This is a genomic window from Rothia sp. HMSC069C04, from assembly GCF_001812895.1.
Classification (GTDB): domain Bacteria; phylum Actinomycetota; class Actinomycetes; order Actinomycetales; family Micrococcaceae; genus Rothia.
The window spans coordinates 48,924-66,337 of record NZ_KV810707.1 but is presented as its reverse complement, the minus strand read 5'-3'; the positions used below and the strand labels follow the sequence as shown (position 1 = coordinate 66,337).

The following is a 17,414-nucleotide window of genomic DNA, read 5'->3' as shown; positions in this document are numbered from 1 at the left end:
GGTGTGTACTGTTGCGCCGCCGGTTTCGAGGGTAAAGCTCGCGGGTAAGTCCCGGGTTGGGCGCCACAATGGTTCAACTATTGTAGGCGCCGCCGCTTAGCTTGTGCCGTTGAAACGCGTTGTGTGCGGCGGTTCAGTCGGTGATGTGGTGTTTCCCCGACCCCTGCAACCCAGAATTGGGTAGTTGGGGTAGAGGGAAGAATAGCGCAGGGCGGGGTACCGGCAACCCGAAGGTGCCGATACCCCGCCCTGATGGTGCCCGCGTCTCCACGTGTGGAGGGTGAGACACCTGATGTATTTAGTGCATCCAGCCGGTAATCAGGCCGTTAGCGAAGAAGATGAGGAACACTGCGGAAACCACGTACATGAGCCAGTGAACTTCCTTGCCGCGACCCTGCACCAGGCGGATGAAGACGTAGGACAGGAAGCCTGCGCCGATACCGTCCGCGATGGAGTATGCCAGCGGCATGAAGATGATGGTCATGAACGCGGGGATACCCAGACCCCAGTCGTTCCAGTCGATGTTCACTGCCTGGCGGATCATCAGGAAGCCAACGAACACCATTGCGGGTGCAACAGCTTCGAAGGGCACGATGGTGACCAGCGGGGACAGGAAGATCGCGACGAGGAACAGTGCGCCGGTGACGACGTTCGCGAAGCCGGTGCGTGCGCCCGCGCCGATACCGGTTGCGGACTCCACGAAGATCTGGCTTGCGGAGGAGGAGGTGCCACCGCCGGCTACGGAGCCGAGAGCGTCCACGAGCAGGACCTTGTCGACGTTCTCGATCTGGCCGTCCTTGATGGTGCCTGCTTCGGTTGCGAGACCGACGGAGGTGCCCATTGCGTCGAAGAACGCGGAGATGAGGATGGTGAAGATCAGCAGAACTGCAGCCATGCCGCCGAGGGTGCCGAAGGCGCCAAACAGGTCAGCGGAGCCGAACAGGGAGAAGTCGGGCAGCTTGCTGGTGTTGGAGTCCCAGACGGGGACGTTCAGAGACCAGCCGGTGGGGGACTGAAGCGAGCTGCCGGAGGGCACGACCTTCTCCAGGATGATGGAGAGGGCGGTGGAGGCGAGCACACCGTAGAGGATTGCACCCTTCACATTACGGATGAACAGCGCAATGGTGAGGAACAGGCCGAACAGGAAGACCAGGGTGGGCCAGCCGAGCAGGTGGCCGCTCACGCCGAAGGAGACGGGCACGGTGGTGCCTGCTGCGTCGGGCATGCGGCGGATGATACCTGCGTTGACGAGGCCGATGAAGGCGATGAAGAAGCCGATACCGACGACGATTGCAACCTTGAGCGATTCGGGAACCGCGTTGAACACTGCGGTGCGGAAGCCGGTCAGCACGAGGATGGTCATCAGCACACCAGCCCAGACGACGAGGCCCATGATGGCGGGCCAGGTCAGGTTGGGGGTGGAGGCGATGGTGGTTGCCAGCAGCGCGTTCACGCCGAGGCCTGCCGCCATGGCGAAGGGCTGCTTGGCGACGACGCCCATGAGGATGGTCATGACGCCTGCGACCAGTGCGGTCATTGCTGCGACCTGCGGTACGCCGAGGGCGTTGCCGGATGCGTCCTTGCCGAGGCCGATGATGAGGGGGTTCAGCACGACGATGTAGCTCATCGCGAAGAAGGTGGCGAGGCCGCCGCGGAATTCTGCGGCGATGGTGGAGCCTCGCTCAGTGATCTTGAAGTAACGGTCCAGTGCGCCCTTGGCTTCTGCCTTGGGGCTCTGGGGAGCCGCGGTGTTCTCAGAAGACATTCGTGAAAATCCGTAGATACTCATAGTCGGGGCGGGGTTCGGGGTTCCGATCCCGCATAAAAAAGTGCCACTTCCCGGTGTGTTGGGGAGGTGACACTGTTGTACCGAAATATTCTACGGTTAAAGTTTCTCTAAGCGTTAATCCAGGAAATTCCCAGCTTTCGTTCAGAGATTTTTTGGGGGCGTAATAGCGGTAACTATCTCTCGCCTCTGCGCGAACAATGATAGTTTGTTAGGTTAGTAGACCCTAAGTTTCTGCTATATTCGAGGTGAAACATGCGTCGCCGGATGCCAGGTTCCGTGTGGTGAGCCTTTTCCGGCATAGATGAGAAGGAATCCACCGTGACTGAAACTCCCCAGGAAAACACCGCTGAGAACTACCCCGCCGCGGAATCCCTGCCGGTACGCCAGCGCGCCGTCGTAGCAACCGACCGCCCCGCCCGATACATCAAGCAGCTCGGCTCGCACATGGGCCGCAAGCTCGGCACCGCAGAACTGCCCGACGGTCTGCGCCTCACCTTCAACCGCGACGGTATTTTCCGCGGCTACGGTGACCTGCGCGAAATCGACGGTGCCCTCATCATGGAGGTGCGCGCCGAAAGTGACGAGTTGGCTGCTGGTCTGGCGGATGTGCTGGACCGCCACCTGGTCCGCTTCGGTGAGCGTGACGAACTGGTCGTGACCTTTGAGGCGGTACCCGCCTCCTAGTCCCTGCTTTCTAGTCTTCGTTACCCTGCCCCGCCCTCCTGCACCTCGGAGGGCGGGGCAGTTTTTACGCCCGCCGCGTGCGCAGGGTTCCGGAACCGACCGTGCCGCACCTCCCCGGATTAGGTGACCCCGCCCGGATTAGGTGACAGAAAATTGTCCTATTTAGTGGGCGACGACATATAAGCCCCCGAACACCCGTCAATCCCCGGTAAAATAGGCAGGAAGTGAACACTAAGCTCACCGCCTGTTCGCGCCGCACCGGGCGCCGGACGGTGAACTTCGAAAGGAAGATTTTCGTGTCTGAAGCAGCACGCCCCCTGCGCGTCGCCGTTATTGGTGCAGGTCCCGCCGGTATTTACACCGCCGACATCCTCACCAAGTCTGAAGAGGTCCGCACCGGCGCCGTCGAGGTCGCCATCGACATCTTCGACCGCTACCCCGCCCCCTTCGGCCTGATCCGCTACGGTGTGGCACCGGATCACCCCCGTATCAAGGGCATCATCACCGCGCTGCACAAGGTCTTGGACCGCGGCGACATCCGTTTCTTCGGCAACGTCGAATACGGCAAGGACCTGACCCTCGCCGACCTGCGCGAACACTACGACGCCATCATCTTCGCAACCGGCGCGATTTTTGATGCACCCCTGAACATTAAGGGCATCGACCTGGACGGCTCCTACGGCGCAGCAGACTTCGTCTCCTGGTACGACGGCCACCCCGACTACCCCCGCACCTGGCCGCTCGAAGCTGAGCAGGTTGCAGTGCTCGGTAACGGCAACGTCGCCCTGGACGTCTCCCGCATCCTCTCCAAGCATGCTGACGACCTGCTCGTCACCGAAATCCCCGACAACGTCTACCAGGGCCTGAAGGCTTCTCCCGTGACCGACGTGCACGTCTTCGGTCGCCGCGGCCCCGCACAGATGAAGTTCACCCCGCTCGAGCTGCGCGAACTCGCACACTCCCGCGACGTGGACATCGTCCTGTATGAAGAGGACTTCCAGTTCGACGCTGCTTCCGAAGAAGCAATGGAGAAGAACGCGCAGACCAAGGTCATGATGAAGACCCTGCGCGGCTGGCTGGAAGACCAGAAGACCAATGAGCAGACCGCATCCCGCCGCCTGCACCTGCACTTCCTGCAGTCCCCGCACGAGATCCTCGGCGAAGACGGCAAGGTCGTGGGCCTGCGCATTGAACGCAACAAGCTCGACGGCAACGGCGGTATCATCGGCACCGGCGAGTACGTGGACTACCCCGTACAGGCTGTCTACCGCGCGATCGGCTACTTTGGTTCCGAACTGCCCGAAATCGGTTACGACGACAAGCGCGGCGTCATCACCAACGTTGAGGGTCGCGTCGTGGACGAGAACGGCGAGGTCGTTCCCGGCCTGTACGCATCCGGTTGGATTAAGCGCGGCCCCGTCGGCCTGATCGGCTCCACCAAGTCTGATGCACTCGAGACCATCACCCACCTGCTCGAGGACCGCGAGAACCTCTACACCGCACCCGAGCCGGAGGCAGAGGCATTCAGCGCCTACCTGGACTCCAAGGGCATCAAGTACACCACCTGGGAAGGCTGGCACCGTCTGGACGACCACGAGAAGGCACTGGGCGCCGCATCCAAGGATGCAGCCGGTGAGCCTCGCGCCCGTGTGAAGGTTGTGGACCGCGACGAGATGATTAACGTCTCCCGCGGCGAGTAATCCTTACGTTGAGTACGTAGAGTATAGAAATCGACCCGTACCGTGAACCGGTGCGGGGTCGATTTTTGTCTATATATAAGGAGGTAATAAGAAGTAGGGGAGTAGCGGGGGAGGAAGCTCAAGAAGCGCTCGCCCGGAAGAGCCGTCGAAAGAGCGGTTAAAGAAACCCACCCCGCACCATGAGGTCATGCGGGGTGGGCTGGGTAGGCGCCGAAGACACTCGAGGACATACCCTCCGGCTACCCGGACGCGCAGCGAGCCCATGCAGTGACTCCACGTGCGGCGCATCCCTTAACGGGGTCTAGAAAGCTAAAGAAACACCAAGATTAGCTCTCTAAACAAGCGCATAGCCGTACGGTGTGTAGACTATGCACACTTTTTGAGGACGTCTTCAATGCCCAAAATGGCCTTGAGTACGGTTTCAGTTTCAGTACCCAGCTTCTTGCGGGCTTCACCAGAAATGACGGCCTTCACGATGTTCTTGAAGGTCTTCCACTGCTTGAAGGCGTTAACGAGTGCCTTAATAAGCTTGTAAATGGCGATGCCCAGCTGAATGACAAACTTTGCAATACTGACAACGCAGGCAATAACACCAACGGGGGAGAGAGCTGCGTGGGCGCGTCCATCAGACTTACGAACAGCGGCCTTAGCGCTTGCAATCTGACGGCCTGCGTCAGTGCCCTGGACGGTGGTCAGGTTGCCCAGTGCGCTCTCAATGCCGCTATTAACGCGGTTGGAGGATCCAGGCTTCGCATACTTCAAACGGGCAGGTACCTGCTCTAGGCGGCGCAGGATCAGCTTGAGCTGCTGGTCGGCAGTCATTGCCTTCTGCGGGTGCGCCATCTGCTGTGCCTGCGCTGCGGGTGCAGCTACACAGCCGAGAGCGATGGTTGCGGTGCCTACGCCGAGTGCACGGAATGCCATGCGGCGATTCATCGTTGCGGACACTGGATCCCCCTTTGGATCTCTATGCGGTTTATCGGTGCTGTAATGTGCGGTGACTTTACGTCTGGGGCTCCGGAAGTGGCCCCGTGCAAGGTCCGGAAGTGACCTCACGCCCTCTATAGTACGGTGCTCAAAGAGGGGGCTTCAAGCTATTTCAGGGGGTATTTTCAGCCAGCTTTCATCTCTCCTTGTCAATCGCTAGAGGTTTATCAAATCTTTATATTTCTGCGTCGTCATAATTGCGTAGATATCTGCACTGAGAGAAAAATAAGCGTCTGACAAGCTGGTTTATTGTATTCCCAAGAGTGAATATTTGCATCTATGTGCATTCTGGCCTGTAGTTGCTTTGCGCGGCACATTTTTGAGGGCTCCGGGGAGGCTGGGGTGAACCCCCCTAAAGAGGTGTTGCCGTGCACTCTCTTGCAGATATTTGCACCCAGGGTAGCGTCTTGCCTGCATGTCCTATATAAGCGTGTAGAAAGTTGTCGAAAATTTTTTGGAGATATTGTGGAGTTTTTTGGCCGCTGCGATGCGCATAAGAGGGGTGTATAAGAGATGTGAAGGTGGGTTTTCGGAATTCTTGCGGGACTGATGCCGGCATCTTCAAAACAAAATTTCGGAGGAGTTTCGGAGGAGTTTGTAGAAAATCTGTAGAAATGGAGGTGGCGAAAAAGTCTTTCTCTGGGCTCCTGTAGGTACCCAAACGTGTCTAAAAACCTTCCAAAAGCCCCTGATTTGGGGTGTTGTGAAGAAATTTTAAAATTTTTTGAAGTTTCTCTGAATCCTCATTGACAAGCTTAAACACATATGTGCCAGGCTATAAATGGTCGAAAATGGGGGTCAAAATCGGGCAAAATCGAACAAAACGGTTTGCGTGCCTCCGCAAACCTGTCATAGACTAGTGGAGGTTCGAACGACGGGATGAAGAAAACGGAACCTGTTCGATCGACTAGGCCCCCATCGTCTAGCGGCCTAGGACGCCGCCCTTTCACGGCGGTAGCACGGGTTCAAATCCCGTTGGGGGTACTTGCAAATCTCACGATTTGCAAAGCCAAGTTAGATGATATAGAGTTTACTTCTGTTGATTCCAACAAGGCCCCGTAGCGCAGTTGGTTAGCGCGCCGCCCTGTCACGGCGGAGGTCGCGGGTTCAAGTCCCGTCGGGGTCGCTCTGGCCGCGTAAGTTCAGATGATTATTCATCCGAAGACGCGGTCATTGCGTATCTAAAAGTAAATACGCAAGGCTCTGTAGCTCAGTTGGTAGAGCGTACGACTGAAAATCGTAAGGTCACCGGATCGACGCCGGTCGGAGCCACGAAATCCGCCTCCAGGCTTCTACAGTGGGGCGGGTTTTGTTTTTAAAAAACTTTGCGGTTGCAGATACTGCAAAACCGTCGAAAAGGCGGCATCTTGGGAATAAAACCCTGAGATGCCGCCTTTTCGTATATAGAATTGTATACAGATTGTATACAGAGGCACCTGCCCTATAGCCACTGCAGAAAGCACCAACGCACCCATGACCGCCCAAAATTCAGCCGCACAAAATTCAACTCACCCGCACCAAGAGGACTCACCTCAGATTCCCTGGGCAAAAAATGCTGCCACTGGTAGCACGCAGGCGGGCGGAATCCGCTTCGAAAACATCACCAAAAGCTACCCGAGCCGAACCGGCGAACCCACCACGGTGCTCCAGAACCTGAACCTGCACATCCCCGCGGGGCAGATTACCGTGTTCGTCGGCCCCTCCGGCTGCGGTAAAACCACTAGTCTGCGCATGATTAACCGCATGGTCGAGCCCAATAGCGGCACCATCACCATTGACGGCGTGAACGTGCACGAAAAGAACCCCTACGAGCTACGCCGCGGTATTGGCTACGTCATGCAGCAGGGCGGGCTCATGCCGCACCGCACCGTCGCGCAGAATATTGCCACCGTACCGCGCCTGCTCGGCGCCTCCCGCAAGGAGGCGCAGGCTCGCGCGCTCGAACTGCTTGAAGTGGTCGGCCTGGATTCTTCGTATGCTAAGCGCTACCCCGCCCAGCTCTCGGGTGGCCAGGTGCAGCGCGTTGGTGTGGCGCGTGCTCTCGCCGCCGATGCGCCCATCCTGCTGATGGACGAACCCTTCTCCGCGGTGGATCCGGTGGTGCGTACCGACCTGCAGCGCGAGCTGCTGCGCCTGCAGGCTCGACTCGCCAAGACGATCGTGTTCGTCACCCACGACATTGATGAGGCGCTCCTGCTGGGAGATCGTATCGCCGTCTTCGCGGAGGGCGGTCGCCTCGCCCAGTTCGGCACTCCCGAAGAGATTCTCTACAGCCCCGCCGATGATTTTGTGCGCTCCTTCGTGAGCCGCTCCGTTGCCGGCCTGCTGGATGAGCAGACGGTGCGCCAGGCGCGTGAACGCCGACTTGCCGCCTCCCGAGAAGCACAGAATGGTGCGGTAGAAGGCGAGAAAAGCGAATGAGTCTTCTAGAAAATAGTGTGATCGCGGCACCACCTCTCACCGCGCATCCCCTAGTGGCATCACCCCTCGCCGCAAGCGACATGCACTGGGAATGGGTCGCCACCAATAGTCAGCGCATCCTCGAGCTGACCCTCAGCCACCTCTACCAGGGCGTCGTGCCCGTCGCGATTGGCGCTCTCGTCGCGCTGCCGGTCGCCTACTACGCGAGCCGTCGCCGTGACCGCGGTTCTGAACGCCGCATCGGTGCGCGAACCCTCATGCACCTCTCCTCGCTGCTGTACACCATCCCCTCGATCGCGCTTTTCGTGCTGATGCCGCTCATTCTGGGCACCTCCATTATTTCCCCGCTGAACGTGCTCGTCGCCCTGAGCGTCTATTCCTTCTCGCTCATGGTGCGCTCCGGTGTGGATGCCTTCGACTCCGTACCCGATAGCGTGCACGAATCTGCACGCGCCCTCGGATACACGCCCCGACAGGCGCTGATGGAGCTCTACCTGCCCCTCGCTACACCTGTCATTATGGCGGGAATCCGCGTGGCAACCGTGGCAAATATTGCGATGGTGTCCGTGGGTGCCCTCATCGGTGTACCCTCGCTCGGCACGCTCTTCACCGACGGACTCGCGCGCAATATCCCTTCGGAAATCCTGGCTGGCGTAATCCTTAGCCTGCTGCTGGCACTGGTCCTCGACCTGCTTCTTATCCTTCTGACAAGGGCACTTACGCCCTGGCAGGCGGCTACGGTTGCGAACCACCGCAGCCCCGAAAGGAAGGCATAACCCGTGAACGTCATAGAACGAACCTTCGCCTACTTCATGGACGGCGCCAACTGGCAGGGAAACGGCGGAATCCTCGTGCGCCTGCTCGAACATCTGAGCGTCACCGCCCTCGCCACCGCCTGCGCGGCACTCATCGTCGTGCCCCTCGGCCTCTGGGCTGGGCACCACCGCCCGGGTTACGGCACCAACCGCGGCCGTAGCAACCTGCTCATGAGCACCGTTGCTGCCACCCGTGCGCTGCCCGCACTCGGTCTGCTCACTATCCTGGCACTCTGGCTGGGCGTCTCGACCCTGCCCTCCCTCATCGTGCTCATTATTATTGCGGCGGCGCCCCTGCTCGCCGGAGTTCTTGAAGGCCTCGCCGCCGTGCCGGAAGACCTCGTGGACGCAGCCCGCGCCCAAGGCCTGACCGAATGGCAGATTCTGACCCGCCTCGAAATCCCGCTCGCCGCAAACATGATGCTCGGCGGGCTCCGCTCCGCACTCGTGCAGGTCATCGCAACCGCGACCATCGTCGCCTACCTGAGCGGCGGAACCCTCGGCAGGTACCTCTTCGACGGGCTCGCCGTGCGCGACTACCCGCGCATGCTCGTCGCAACCCTGCTCGTGGCGCTTCTCGCCTTCGCCGTGGACGCGCTCATGGGCCTCGTGCAGCGTACGCTCACCCCCGCGGGGCTCACCATCAACCGGAAGAAGGCATGAACCCGATGATTCAGGCACCTAAAACCTTCTCTCGTCGCACTGCCCTAGCCGCCGCCGGAGCGCTCGGCATGGCGGGTATTCTCAGCGCCTGCGGGCTCAGCGGCGACAAAGTCTTCAGCGGCGAACATGAAGGAATCATTGTCGGCTCAGCGGCCTTCGCTGAATCCCAAATCCTTGCCGAAATCTACGCCGGAGCCCTCGCCCGGGCGGGATTCAACGCCCGTACCCAGCTGAGCATCGGCGCCCGCGAGGCGTACCTGGGGGCACTCGCCTCCGGTGCGGTGGACGTTATCCCGGACTACTCCGGCAACCTGCTGCTTTACCTCGACCCGAAGGCTACAGCTAGCACTGCGCAGGAGATTCTGCAGGCGCTACCCGCCGCCCTCGGCACCCTCACCACGGGTGGCTCCGGGGCTGAAATCCGCGCCCTGAACGCCTCCGAGGCGGAGGATAAGGACTCGCTTGTCGTTACCGCGCAGACCGCCCAGAAATACGGTCTGCGAAGCCTTGAAGACCTCGCCTCCCGCTGCACGAATCTGAAGCTCGGCGCCGCCCCGGAGTTCGCCGAGCGCGCCTACGGCATCCCGGGTCTGAAAGAGAAGTACGGATGCGCCCCCGCCGAGTTTGTGCCCCTCTCGGATGGTGGTGGCGCGCTGACCGTCAAGGCCCTGCTGGATGACACCGTGCAGGTGGTTGACCTCTACTCGACCACCCCCGCAATTGAGCAGAATCAGCTGGTGGTGCTGGAGGATCCGAAGAACATGATTCTGGCTCAGCAGGTGCTGCCCATTATCAATACCTCGCGAGTTCCCGACTCTGCGGCGGAGGTTCTGAACCGTGTCTCGGCGAAGCTCACCACCGCTGATTTGCGCACTCTCAATGACCGTGTTTCGGGTACCTCTAAGCAGGAGCCCGCGCAGGCGGCGGGTACCTGGCTGAACGAGCACGGCTTCTAAGATTCTGCCTGATATTCCACATAAATTCCTCTACAGGAATGGTTTAAGCAGAACCGACCTGGGAATATTCTAGAAATAGAATATTGCCAGGTCGGTTTATAGTCGTCCTTCTCCCACACGTCTCCCCACAGGTCAGGGGAGGGGCATACAGTAGCTTTTTAGCCCTCAATCAGTAGCGCCAGAGCCTCGTAGGGGCGCAGGCTCAGTGTCACCGTCTCAGCTGAATCAGATACGGCAGAATCCGCCGCAGCGGAATCGACCGCAGAATTCTTGTAATTACACACCAGCACGCGACCGGAACGAACGAATTCAGCCGGAACCTCAACCTCGGTCGGCTCACCGTAGAAGTTCGTCAGCACTAGCAGACACTGCGCCGGGCGGGTACCATCAGCAGGCAGCTCACGCAGGTACGCAAACACCCGCTCGTGATCCAGCGCGTAGGGCGCGTACGAACTCGCAGAGATGACCGGGTACTGCTTACGTAGGGCAATCAGGTTGCGGTAGTAGGGCAGAATCACGCCGTCGCGTTCCTCATCCTCCACCGAAATACCGGCACCGGTCGCCGCGTCACGCACCGGGGCGGGAGTCAGCCACGGCGACGTGGAACCAAAACCGGCAGTCGCCGGATCCGCGGCCCATTGCATCGGCACACGCGAATTATCGCGAGCCTTCGAGGCTACAATCTCCAGTGCCTGCTGCTCGCTCAGACCGCGCTCACGCAGCATCGCATAGGCGTTGTGCGCCTCCACATCCACATACTGCTCAATCGAGGAGTAGACCGGGTCAATCATGCCGATTTCCTCGCCCTGGTACACGTACGGGGTGCCGCGTAGCAGGTGAATCACGGTCGCCAGCATGGTTGCCGATTCGGCACGGTAACGCTCAACGTCACCAAAACGGTTCAGCGCGCGCGGCTGATCGTGGTTATTCCAGAACAGCGCGTTCCAGCCGCCGCCGGCCTGCATACCCAGTGCCCAATCGTTCAGGATCTGCTTCAACTTGGCAAAACGGAACGGCACCTTCGACCACTTCTCGCCGTTCTCGTAGTCCACCTTCAGGTGGTGGAAGCTGAACACCATGTCCAGCTCGTGGTTTGCCGGGTTGGAGTAGCCCACGCAGTTTTCGATGCTGGTCGAGGACATTTCGCCCACGGTCACGGTGTCATCATACTGACCGAAGGATGCGCGGTTCAGCTGCTGAATGCGGGTGTGCACAATCGGGGTGTCGGTGTATTGTGCCTTGTCCACGGTGCCTTCGGGGGCGTCGAGTAGCTCTTCACCCTTACCGATGACGTTAATGACGTCAAAGCGGAAACCGCGTACACCTTTCTCGTACCAGAAGTTCACGACCTTAAACAGTTCGTCGCGCACAGTCGGGTTGTACCAGTTCACGTCCGCCTGGGTGCGGTCGTACAGGTGCATATAGAACAGGGGCGTGCCGTGTTCATCCGTGTACTCGCCAAAGCGGGACCAGCAGGGGCCGCCGAACTTCGATTCCCAGTTGGTCGGTTCGCGCAGCTGACCATCCTCGGTGTATTTGCCGGGGCGAATGTAGAAGTAATCCCAGTACTCGCGCTCACCGGCGAGCGCACGCTGGAACCACTCGTGCTCGGTCGAAACATGATTGAGCACCATATCGAACATGACGCCCACACCGTGCTTGGCGAGGGCAGCAATCATCTCTTCGACGTCCTCCATGGTGCCCAGGTCGGGGTTGATGGCGTAGTAGTCGGAGATGTCGTAGCCGTTGTCGTTCTGCGGGGAGGCGAAGAACGGGTTGAACCACACCATGTCCACGCCCAGGGAAGCAATGTAGGGCACCTTCTCGATGACGCCGCGCAGGTCGCCGTAGGCGCCACCCGCCGAGGAGTAGAAGGACTTGGGGTACACCTGGTAGATGACGGAGGACGCGAAATCCTTGCCACCTGCCGGGGTGGTTGCAGGGCTGGTTGCCGGGGTGAGGGTGAGCGATGCGGTGGGTGCCTGTGTCATGGAAACCTTCTGAAATGTAAGCAGGGTTCAGCGTGTATAAATCAGTGTGTTGGAAACGAACCGCGCCGGTGCTGCGTGTGCTGCTACGTATGCACAGCGAGGCCCGTACGCGGCAGGCACAGCGGCCCGCCGCCTCCCGGTGCGTTCGCCGACTGAATATCGCCGCCCGGAACCTGGGCTCATTCCAGATTAGGGGGCATAATGGGGTGATGTCCCCCGTCTACCCCAAAGGGGGCAATTCTGCCGCAGATCCGGCACAACCCCCGTGGCCTCAACCCTCCCACCGATAGGCGGTTGCAGGCTCGTGCGCGTTTCGATGCATGAAACCAAAGTGACCCTGAGCTGAAGAGCGTTGGACGCCGCGCGTAAAATCAGTACTTGCATCACTACGGAAGGTAAAACAATGCCAGAACTGCGTTCACGTACTTCAACTCACGGCCGTAACATGGCTGGTGCCCGCGCCCTGTGGCGTGCCACCGGCATGGGCGATGACGACTTCGGCAAGCCCATTATTGCTATTGCGAACTCCTTCACCCAGTTCGTGCCCGGCCACGTGCACCTGAAGGACATGGGTGAGCTGGTCGCCGGCGCGATTCGTGAGGCTGGCGGCGTCGCCAAGGAATTTAACACCATCGCTGTTGATGACGGTATTGCGATGGGTCACGACGGTATGCTCTACTCGTTGCCTTCCCGCGACCTGATTGCTGACTCGGTCGAGTACATGGTCAACGCGCACCGTGCTGACGCGCTGGTCTGCATCTCTAACTGTGACAAGATCACCCCCGGTATGCTTCTGGCGGCTATGCGCCTGAACATCCCCACCATCTTTGTCTCTGGCGGCCCCATGGAGTCCGGTGAGGGCATTGAGGGTATTGTTGAGCACCGCCTCGACCTCATTGATGCCATGGTGATGGCTGTTGATGACAGCGTCAGCGATGAGGCGCTCGCTCAGGTTGAGAAGAATGCGTGCCCGACCTGCGGTTCGTGCGCGGGTATGTTTACCGCGAACTCCATGAACTGCCTGAATGAGGCGATTGGTCTGGCGCTGCCCGGTAACGGCACCACCCTGGCTACTCAGGTTGCTCGTAAGGAGCTGTTCCTGGATGCTGGCCGCCGCATCGTTGAGCTGGCTAAGCGCTACTACGAGCAGGATGACGAGTCGGTTCTGCCTCGCTCCATTGCGACCAAGGAGGCGTTCGAGAACGCTATGGCGCTGGATGTGGCGATGGGCGGTTCGACCAACACTGTGCTGCACACCCTGGCGATTGCTCATGAGGCGGGCGCTGACTTCACTCTGAAGGATATTGACCGTATTTCGCGTCAGGTTCCCTGCCTGGCGAAGGTTGCCCCGAACTCCACTAAGTACCACATTGAGCATGTGCACCGTGCCGGCGGTATTCCTGCCCTGCTGGGTGAGTTGAACCGTGCCGGCCTGCTGCACAAGAACGTTCATTCTGTTCACGCTGACTCGCTGGACGAGTGGCTGGACGAGTGGGATATCCGCAGCGGCAAGGCGAGCGAGAAGGCGAAGGAACTGTTCCTCGCTGCTCCCGGCGGCGTGCGCACCACTCAGGCGTTCTCCACCGCGAACAAGTACGAATCCCACGAGACCGACGCCGAGAACGGTTGCATCCGCGCCGTGGAGCACGCGTACACCAAGGACGGCGGTCTGGCGGTCCTGTACGGCAACATTGCCCAGAACGGCGCGATCATCAAGTCTGCTGGTATTGATGAGGAGCTGTTCCACTTCAAGGGCCGCGCCTTCGTGGTCGAGTCGCAGGACGAGGCTGTGCACGAGATTCTGTCGAAGAACGTGAAGGAAGGCGACATTGTTGTCATCCAGTACGAGGGTCCGAAGGGTGGCCCCGGCATGCAGGAAATGCTGTACCCGACCTCCTACCTGAAGGGTCTGGGCCTTGGCAAGAAGTGTGCGCTGATTACTGACGGTCGTTTCTCCGGTGGTACCTCGGGTATTTCTATCGGTCACGTCTCCCCGGAGGCGGCTGCTGGCGGCGCGATCGGCCTGGTGCAGACCGGTGACGAGATTGAGATTGACGTGAACAACCGCATCCTGCGTGTGAACGTTTCGGATGAGGAGCTTGCTGCTCGCCGCGAGGCGAAGGGCGCTGCACCGTGGCGTCCGACCAAGCCGCGTGAGCGTCAGGTATCGAACGCCCTGAAGGTGTACGGCATGCTGGCTGCTTCGGCTGATAAGGGCGGCGTGCGCATCCTGCCCGAGGACGCATAAGCCCCTCACGTATCGTGTGAGAATTTAATATCTTGCCCTGATGGGCTGGCGCCCCGTTCCGCGGTTTTTCTGCGGGCGGGGCGCTGTTCTTTGTTCGCGTATTTGTTTACCGTCGTGGGATACCCGGTGCGGCGTATTGCCTTGTCAGTTGCGGTGCAGTAGGGTGTAAGAAGGTATTTAGGTACCCGATTCACCGACTCAGCACAACCACTCAAACACAACGCAATTCGCAACCCTCACAAGGACGTATTCATGGTTACCCTGCCCGCACGCGCACAGCGTGCTTTTACTCGTCGTGCCCTGACGGCTCTTGCCTGTATCGGTGCGCTCGCTTTGAGCTCTTGCTCTGCTCAGCCGCAGGCTGATGATTCTGAAACCGCCCCGATGATGGTGGCGACTTCTTCTGCGCCCGTTGATGCAAAGACCCTGTTCACCGCGGCGGATGGCTCCTGGAAGCCGAATACTGTGCAGATCTCTGCCGGCCTGGATTCCCCGGTAACGTACGACTCGGTAGCGACCCCCACGGATGAGCCGAGCACGGACGCCGAGTACGAGGCGGCATACGCCTCGGCGAGTGGCTCTGCGAACACTATTGATGCGGGCACCCGCTGCGGTGTGACAAGCCTGCTGGGTGGTTCCGCCGGTATTTACGTGTATGACGGTTCGGATTGTGCGAAGGCTCAGGAGGCGGTGCGTCTCTTCAACAGCCGCAAGAACCAGGACGGCGCGGCGAGTGTTGAGTGGTACCAGTGCGCTACGAAGGTGCAGGGCCGCGACTACATTACGGGTGCCTGCTTCACGCAGGGTGGTAGCGTTGAGAAGCCTCGTCTGGCGCTGATTCCGGCACAGACCCGCATGCTGTCGGGTACGCTGACTTTCGCTGAAGCGTACGGTGGCGGCACTTTCGGTCAGGGCGATTCGGCGAAGACTGTTGAGGCGCTGCGTTTCACCAGCCCGGACTCTAAGGTCGCGTGCTCGGTGACCCCGTCGGGTGTGGATTGCCAGGCGCTGGTGGGTGTGACCCTGGAGGGTTGGGATGCCGCCTCCGGTGCCGCGCAGCAGCGCGTGCACATGGTGCAGGGTCAGGCTCCTGAGGTGAGCCTGGTCGGTCAGACTGCCACCCCGGAGCCGGTGAATACCGAGGGTATTACTGCACTGCCGACCGGTCAGGTGGTGACCGCGTATGGTTACACCTGCAAGTCGGTGAATAGCGGTAAGGTGCATTGCGTGAGCGCGACGAATGGTTTCACGCTTGATTCGGTGGAGGTCGGTTTGGAACGCCGCTAGACCGAGCATAAAGGCGCGCCGCGAGTAGCTGCGCTCGTCTCCAAGGGTGATATACGAAGGTGCCCGGCGCCCCTCACAGAGGGGGTGCCGGGCACCTTCGGTATTTAACGTCGCTTAGCGGAAGTTGACGATGCGAACGTCCAGCTCGGAGGAGAGCAGCGGCTCCCATGCGGCAACAGCCTTCTGGAAGTGCTCGGCGCCCATGTGCTTTTCGAGTAGTTCCTGGGATTCCCATCGCTCGATGAATGCGAAGTCGGTGTCGGAGACGGCACCGAAGTCGTAGCTGACGTTGCCTTCGTCCTGGCGGCTTGCGGTCACGAGCGGTTCGATGGTCTTGAGGAATTCTTCGACGTGCTCGGGCTTGACGGATACTCCGGCGTAAACACCAATCATGGGGCTCTCCTTATGGGGTGGGCGGCGTGAGGCCGCGTTGTATATGACTCTTTTACCGTACACCTTCACCCCCGGTTCGGGGAGGCAATGGTCGTGGTTTTCTTGCGCTGTGGCGGCGGGTGAGAGGATTTTCGGCTGGCCCATTCGCTAACTGTAAAAAAGGTGTTTTATATTTGCGTGCCCCTTTCTTTTCGACCTATAAAAGAACGAGGACGATACACCGCATGAATGGAAGGAGAAGCGGTATGGCACACATGGGGGGTGACACTCATGGGATTTTCACCGGCGCATATCAAACGATGCACCCTGACTTGGGAGGCGCCCGACTATAGCGCCTCGTACCCTGCCGGGTACACGGATCAGGGTGTTGCTGTGATTGCTGTGGCTCAGGAGCATCGTACAGCGCAGGGTTTTTGTTATTCGGCCTTGTCGACGGTGGTTTTTATTTCTAAGCAGGACGGTACCCGCACTGTGGTGAATGAGGAGCCGATGCTTTTCACTCACGTTCATTCCCTTATGGAGTGCTGCGATGAGGTGCATCCGCGTCTGCTGGGTCGTGCCGTGCTTTCTGCGTGGGATGTGGTTCCTGAGCAGTACCGTCAGAACCTGGTGACGATTGCTGCTGACCGTAAGAATTTGAAGCATCTTTTCCGTGATTGCGACCAGTTGAAGGGGATCATGGAGTACCGCGCCTTTGAGAAGGTGCTGGACCCGTACGATAACCATTCTTTGGGTGAAGTGCATGTGAAGCTTGCTGGCACGCCCGCGTATGAGCGGATGCAGGCTGAGGTGTGCGCGGCACGTACCGCTGTGGATGAGATGGTGGAGGAGGCGCTGACTCCTCGTCCGCTGGATCAGCTGCAGGACTATAGCGTTTTCACGGATTGTTCGTTCCGTTCGACTCACAATAAGAAGTATCAGCGTGGCGGCCGTATGGGTATCGCCGGCGTGAGTGAGGACGGCTTCTATTTTCATGCCCACTATGATGGCGTGAATATTATGACCGGTGAGCTGTCTGCGATGTTGGCGGCTTATACGGTGTTCCATAGTGGTTCGCGCCGCCTGATTATTCATACGGATTCTTTGGGTGCGTTGACGTTTGTGTTGCGTTTGGCGCATAGCCGTTGGGCTTTTGAAGCATGGGTTTCTGAGGGTATTCAGGATGAGCGTGTTGTGGCTCAGATGCGTGCTTTGACGGAGGCGATCCGCGAGAAGCGTGTGCTGGTGAAGCATGTTCCGGGCCATACGGGCCACGGTTTGCAGGAGAGTAGCGACTCTGTGTCGAAGATGCATCGCCATTTTCCGGGGCAGATTGTGGATAAGCGTCATCAGAGCGAGTTTAATCAGCGGTGCGAGTCGATTATTACTGCTTTGTCGGGTTGTGCGAAGGCTGTTCGCCTGCTTGCGCCGGAGTGGTTGCAGATTAAACCTTCTTCAATCCACACGGGAAACCGTTTATGGCGCTAAACTAGTCCAGGGT

General features: G+C 59.5%; 13 protein-coding genes and 3 tRNA genes. 12 read left to right on the top strand and 4 right to left on the bottom strand.

Annotated features, from left to right (window positions below):
• Positions 1-298 precede the first annotated feature (298 nt).
• Entirely contained in the window at positions 299-1,765 is a 1,467-nt protein-coding gene (locus HMPREF2879_RS00490; RefSeq protein WP_049353437.1) for an NCS2 family permease, read from the bottom strand.
• Positions 1,766-2,107: 342 nt separating this feature from the next.
• Between HMPREF2879_RS00490 and HMPREF2879_RS00485 the strand changes: the two genes are divergently transcribed.
• A complete protein-coding gene (locus HMPREF2879_RS00485; protein ID WP_049340230.1) occupies positions 2,108-2,473 on the top strand; it encodes a DUF2218 domain-containing protein in 366 nt (121 codons plus the stop codon).
• 296 nt (positions 2,474-2,769) lie between these two features.
• Positions 2,770-4,173: an FAD-dependent oxidoreductase gene (locus HMPREF2879_RS00480; RefSeq protein ID WP_049340232.1), complete on the top strand. Its 1,404-nt coding sequence runs from the start codon at positions 2,770-2,772 to the stop codon at positions 4,171-4,173.
• A gap of 366 nt (positions 4,174-4,539) precedes the next feature.
• Here HMPREF2879_RS00480 and HMPREF2879_RS00475 read toward each other — a convergent pair whose 3' ends face one another.
• Entirely contained in the window at positions 4,540-5,121 is a 582-nt protein-coding gene (locus tag HMPREF2879_RS00475; RefSeq protein ID WP_049358906.1) for a hypothetical protein, read from the bottom strand.
• A gap of 950 nt (positions 5,122-6,071) precedes the next feature.
• Between HMPREF2879_RS00475 and HMPREF2879_RS00470 the strand changes: the two genes are divergently transcribed.
• The 7 genes from HMPREF2879_RS00470 to HMPREF2879_RS00440 all read left to right on the top strand — a co-directional run bounded on the left by HMPREF2879_RS00470 (position 6,072) and on the right by HMPREF2879_RS00440 (position 10,015).
• Positions 6,072-6,144 (top strand) — tRNA-Glu (locus HMPREF2879_RS00470).
• Positions 6,145-6,212: 68 nt separating this feature from the next.
• Positions 6,213-6,286 (top strand) — tRNA-Asp (locus HMPREF2879_RS00465).
• 73 nt (positions 6,287-6,359) lie between these two features.
• Positions 6,360-6,432: transfer RNA gene (locus tag HMPREF2879_RS00460), tRNA-Phe, on the top strand.
• A 201-nt stretch (positions 6,433-6,633) separates the two neighbouring features.
• Positions 6,634-7,581, top strand: a complete 948-nt coding sequence (locus HMPREF2879_RS00455; RefSeq protein WP_070634564.1) for an ABC transporter ATP-binding protein — start codon at positions 6,634-6,636, stop codon at positions 7,579-7,581.
• Positions 7,578-8,357: an ABC transporter permease gene (locus tag HMPREF2879_RS00450; protein WP_070634563.1), complete on the top strand. Its 780-nt coding sequence runs from the start codon at positions 7,578-7,580 to the stop codon at positions 8,355-8,357. Before HMPREF2879_RS00455 ends, HMPREF2879_RS00450 begins: the two co-directional genes overlap by 4 nt.
• Positions 8,358-8,360: 3 nt before the next feature.
• On the top strand, positions 8,361-9,059 hold the full coding sequence (locus HMPREF2879_RS00445; RefSeq protein WP_070634562.1) for an ABC transporter permease: 699 nt from the start codon (positions 8,361-8,363) through the stop codon (positions 9,057-9,059).
• 5 nt (positions 9,060-9,064) lie between these two features.
• Entirely contained in the window at positions 9,065-10,015 is a 951-nt protein-coding gene (locus HMPREF2879_RS00440) for an ABC transporter substrate-binding protein (protein ID WP_070634579.1), read from the top strand.
• A gap of 158 nt (positions 10,016-10,173) precedes the next feature.
• Here the strand turns inward: HMPREF2879_RS00440 and HMPREF2879_RS00435 are convergent, their stop codons facing one another.
• Positions 10,174-12,006, bottom strand: a complete 1,833-nt coding sequence (locus HMPREF2879_RS00435; RefSeq protein WP_070634561.1) for an alpha,alpha-phosphotrehalase — start codon at positions 12,004-12,006, stop codon at positions 10,174-10,176.
• 403 nt (positions 12,007-12,409) lie between these two features.
• Here HMPREF2879_RS00435 and ilvD point away from each other — a divergent pair, with 403 nt between their 5' ends.
• Together ilvD and HMPREF2879_RS00425 are read left to right on the top strand one after the other, a co-directional pair.
• Positions 12,410-14,254, top strand: coding sequence for a dihydroxy-acid dehydratase (ilvD, locus tag HMPREF2879_RS00430; RefSeq protein ID WP_070634560.1), 1,845 nt, complete (start codon positions 12,410-12,412; stop codon positions 14,252-14,254).
• A 252-nt stretch (positions 14,255-14,506) separates the two neighbouring features.
• On the top strand, positions 14,507-15,541 hold the full coding sequence (locus HMPREF2879_RS00425; RefSeq protein ID WP_070634559.1) for a 2-oxoglutarate dehydrogenase: 1,035 nt from the start codon (positions 14,507-14,509) through the stop codon (positions 15,539-15,541).
• Between the two features lie 114 nt (positions 15,542-15,655).
• Here the strand turns inward: HMPREF2879_RS00425 and HMPREF2879_RS00420 are convergent, their stop codons facing one another.
• Positions 15,656-15,934, bottom strand: coding sequence for a putative quinol monooxygenase (locus HMPREF2879_RS00420; RefSeq protein ID WP_049338252.1), 279 nt, complete (start codon positions 15,932-15,934; stop codon positions 15,656-15,658).
• A 270-nt stretch (positions 15,935-16,204) separates the two neighbouring features.
• Between HMPREF2879_RS00420 and HMPREF2879_RS00415 the strand changes: the two genes are divergently transcribed.
• Positions 16,205-17,401 carry an RNase H family protein gene (locus HMPREF2879_RS00415; protein WP_070634558.1) on the top strand — a complete coding sequence of 399 codons (1,197 nt, stop codon included), beginning with the start codon at positions 16,205-16,207 and terminating at the stop codon, positions 17,399-17,401.
• Positions 17,402-17,414: the final 13 nt, after the last annotated feature.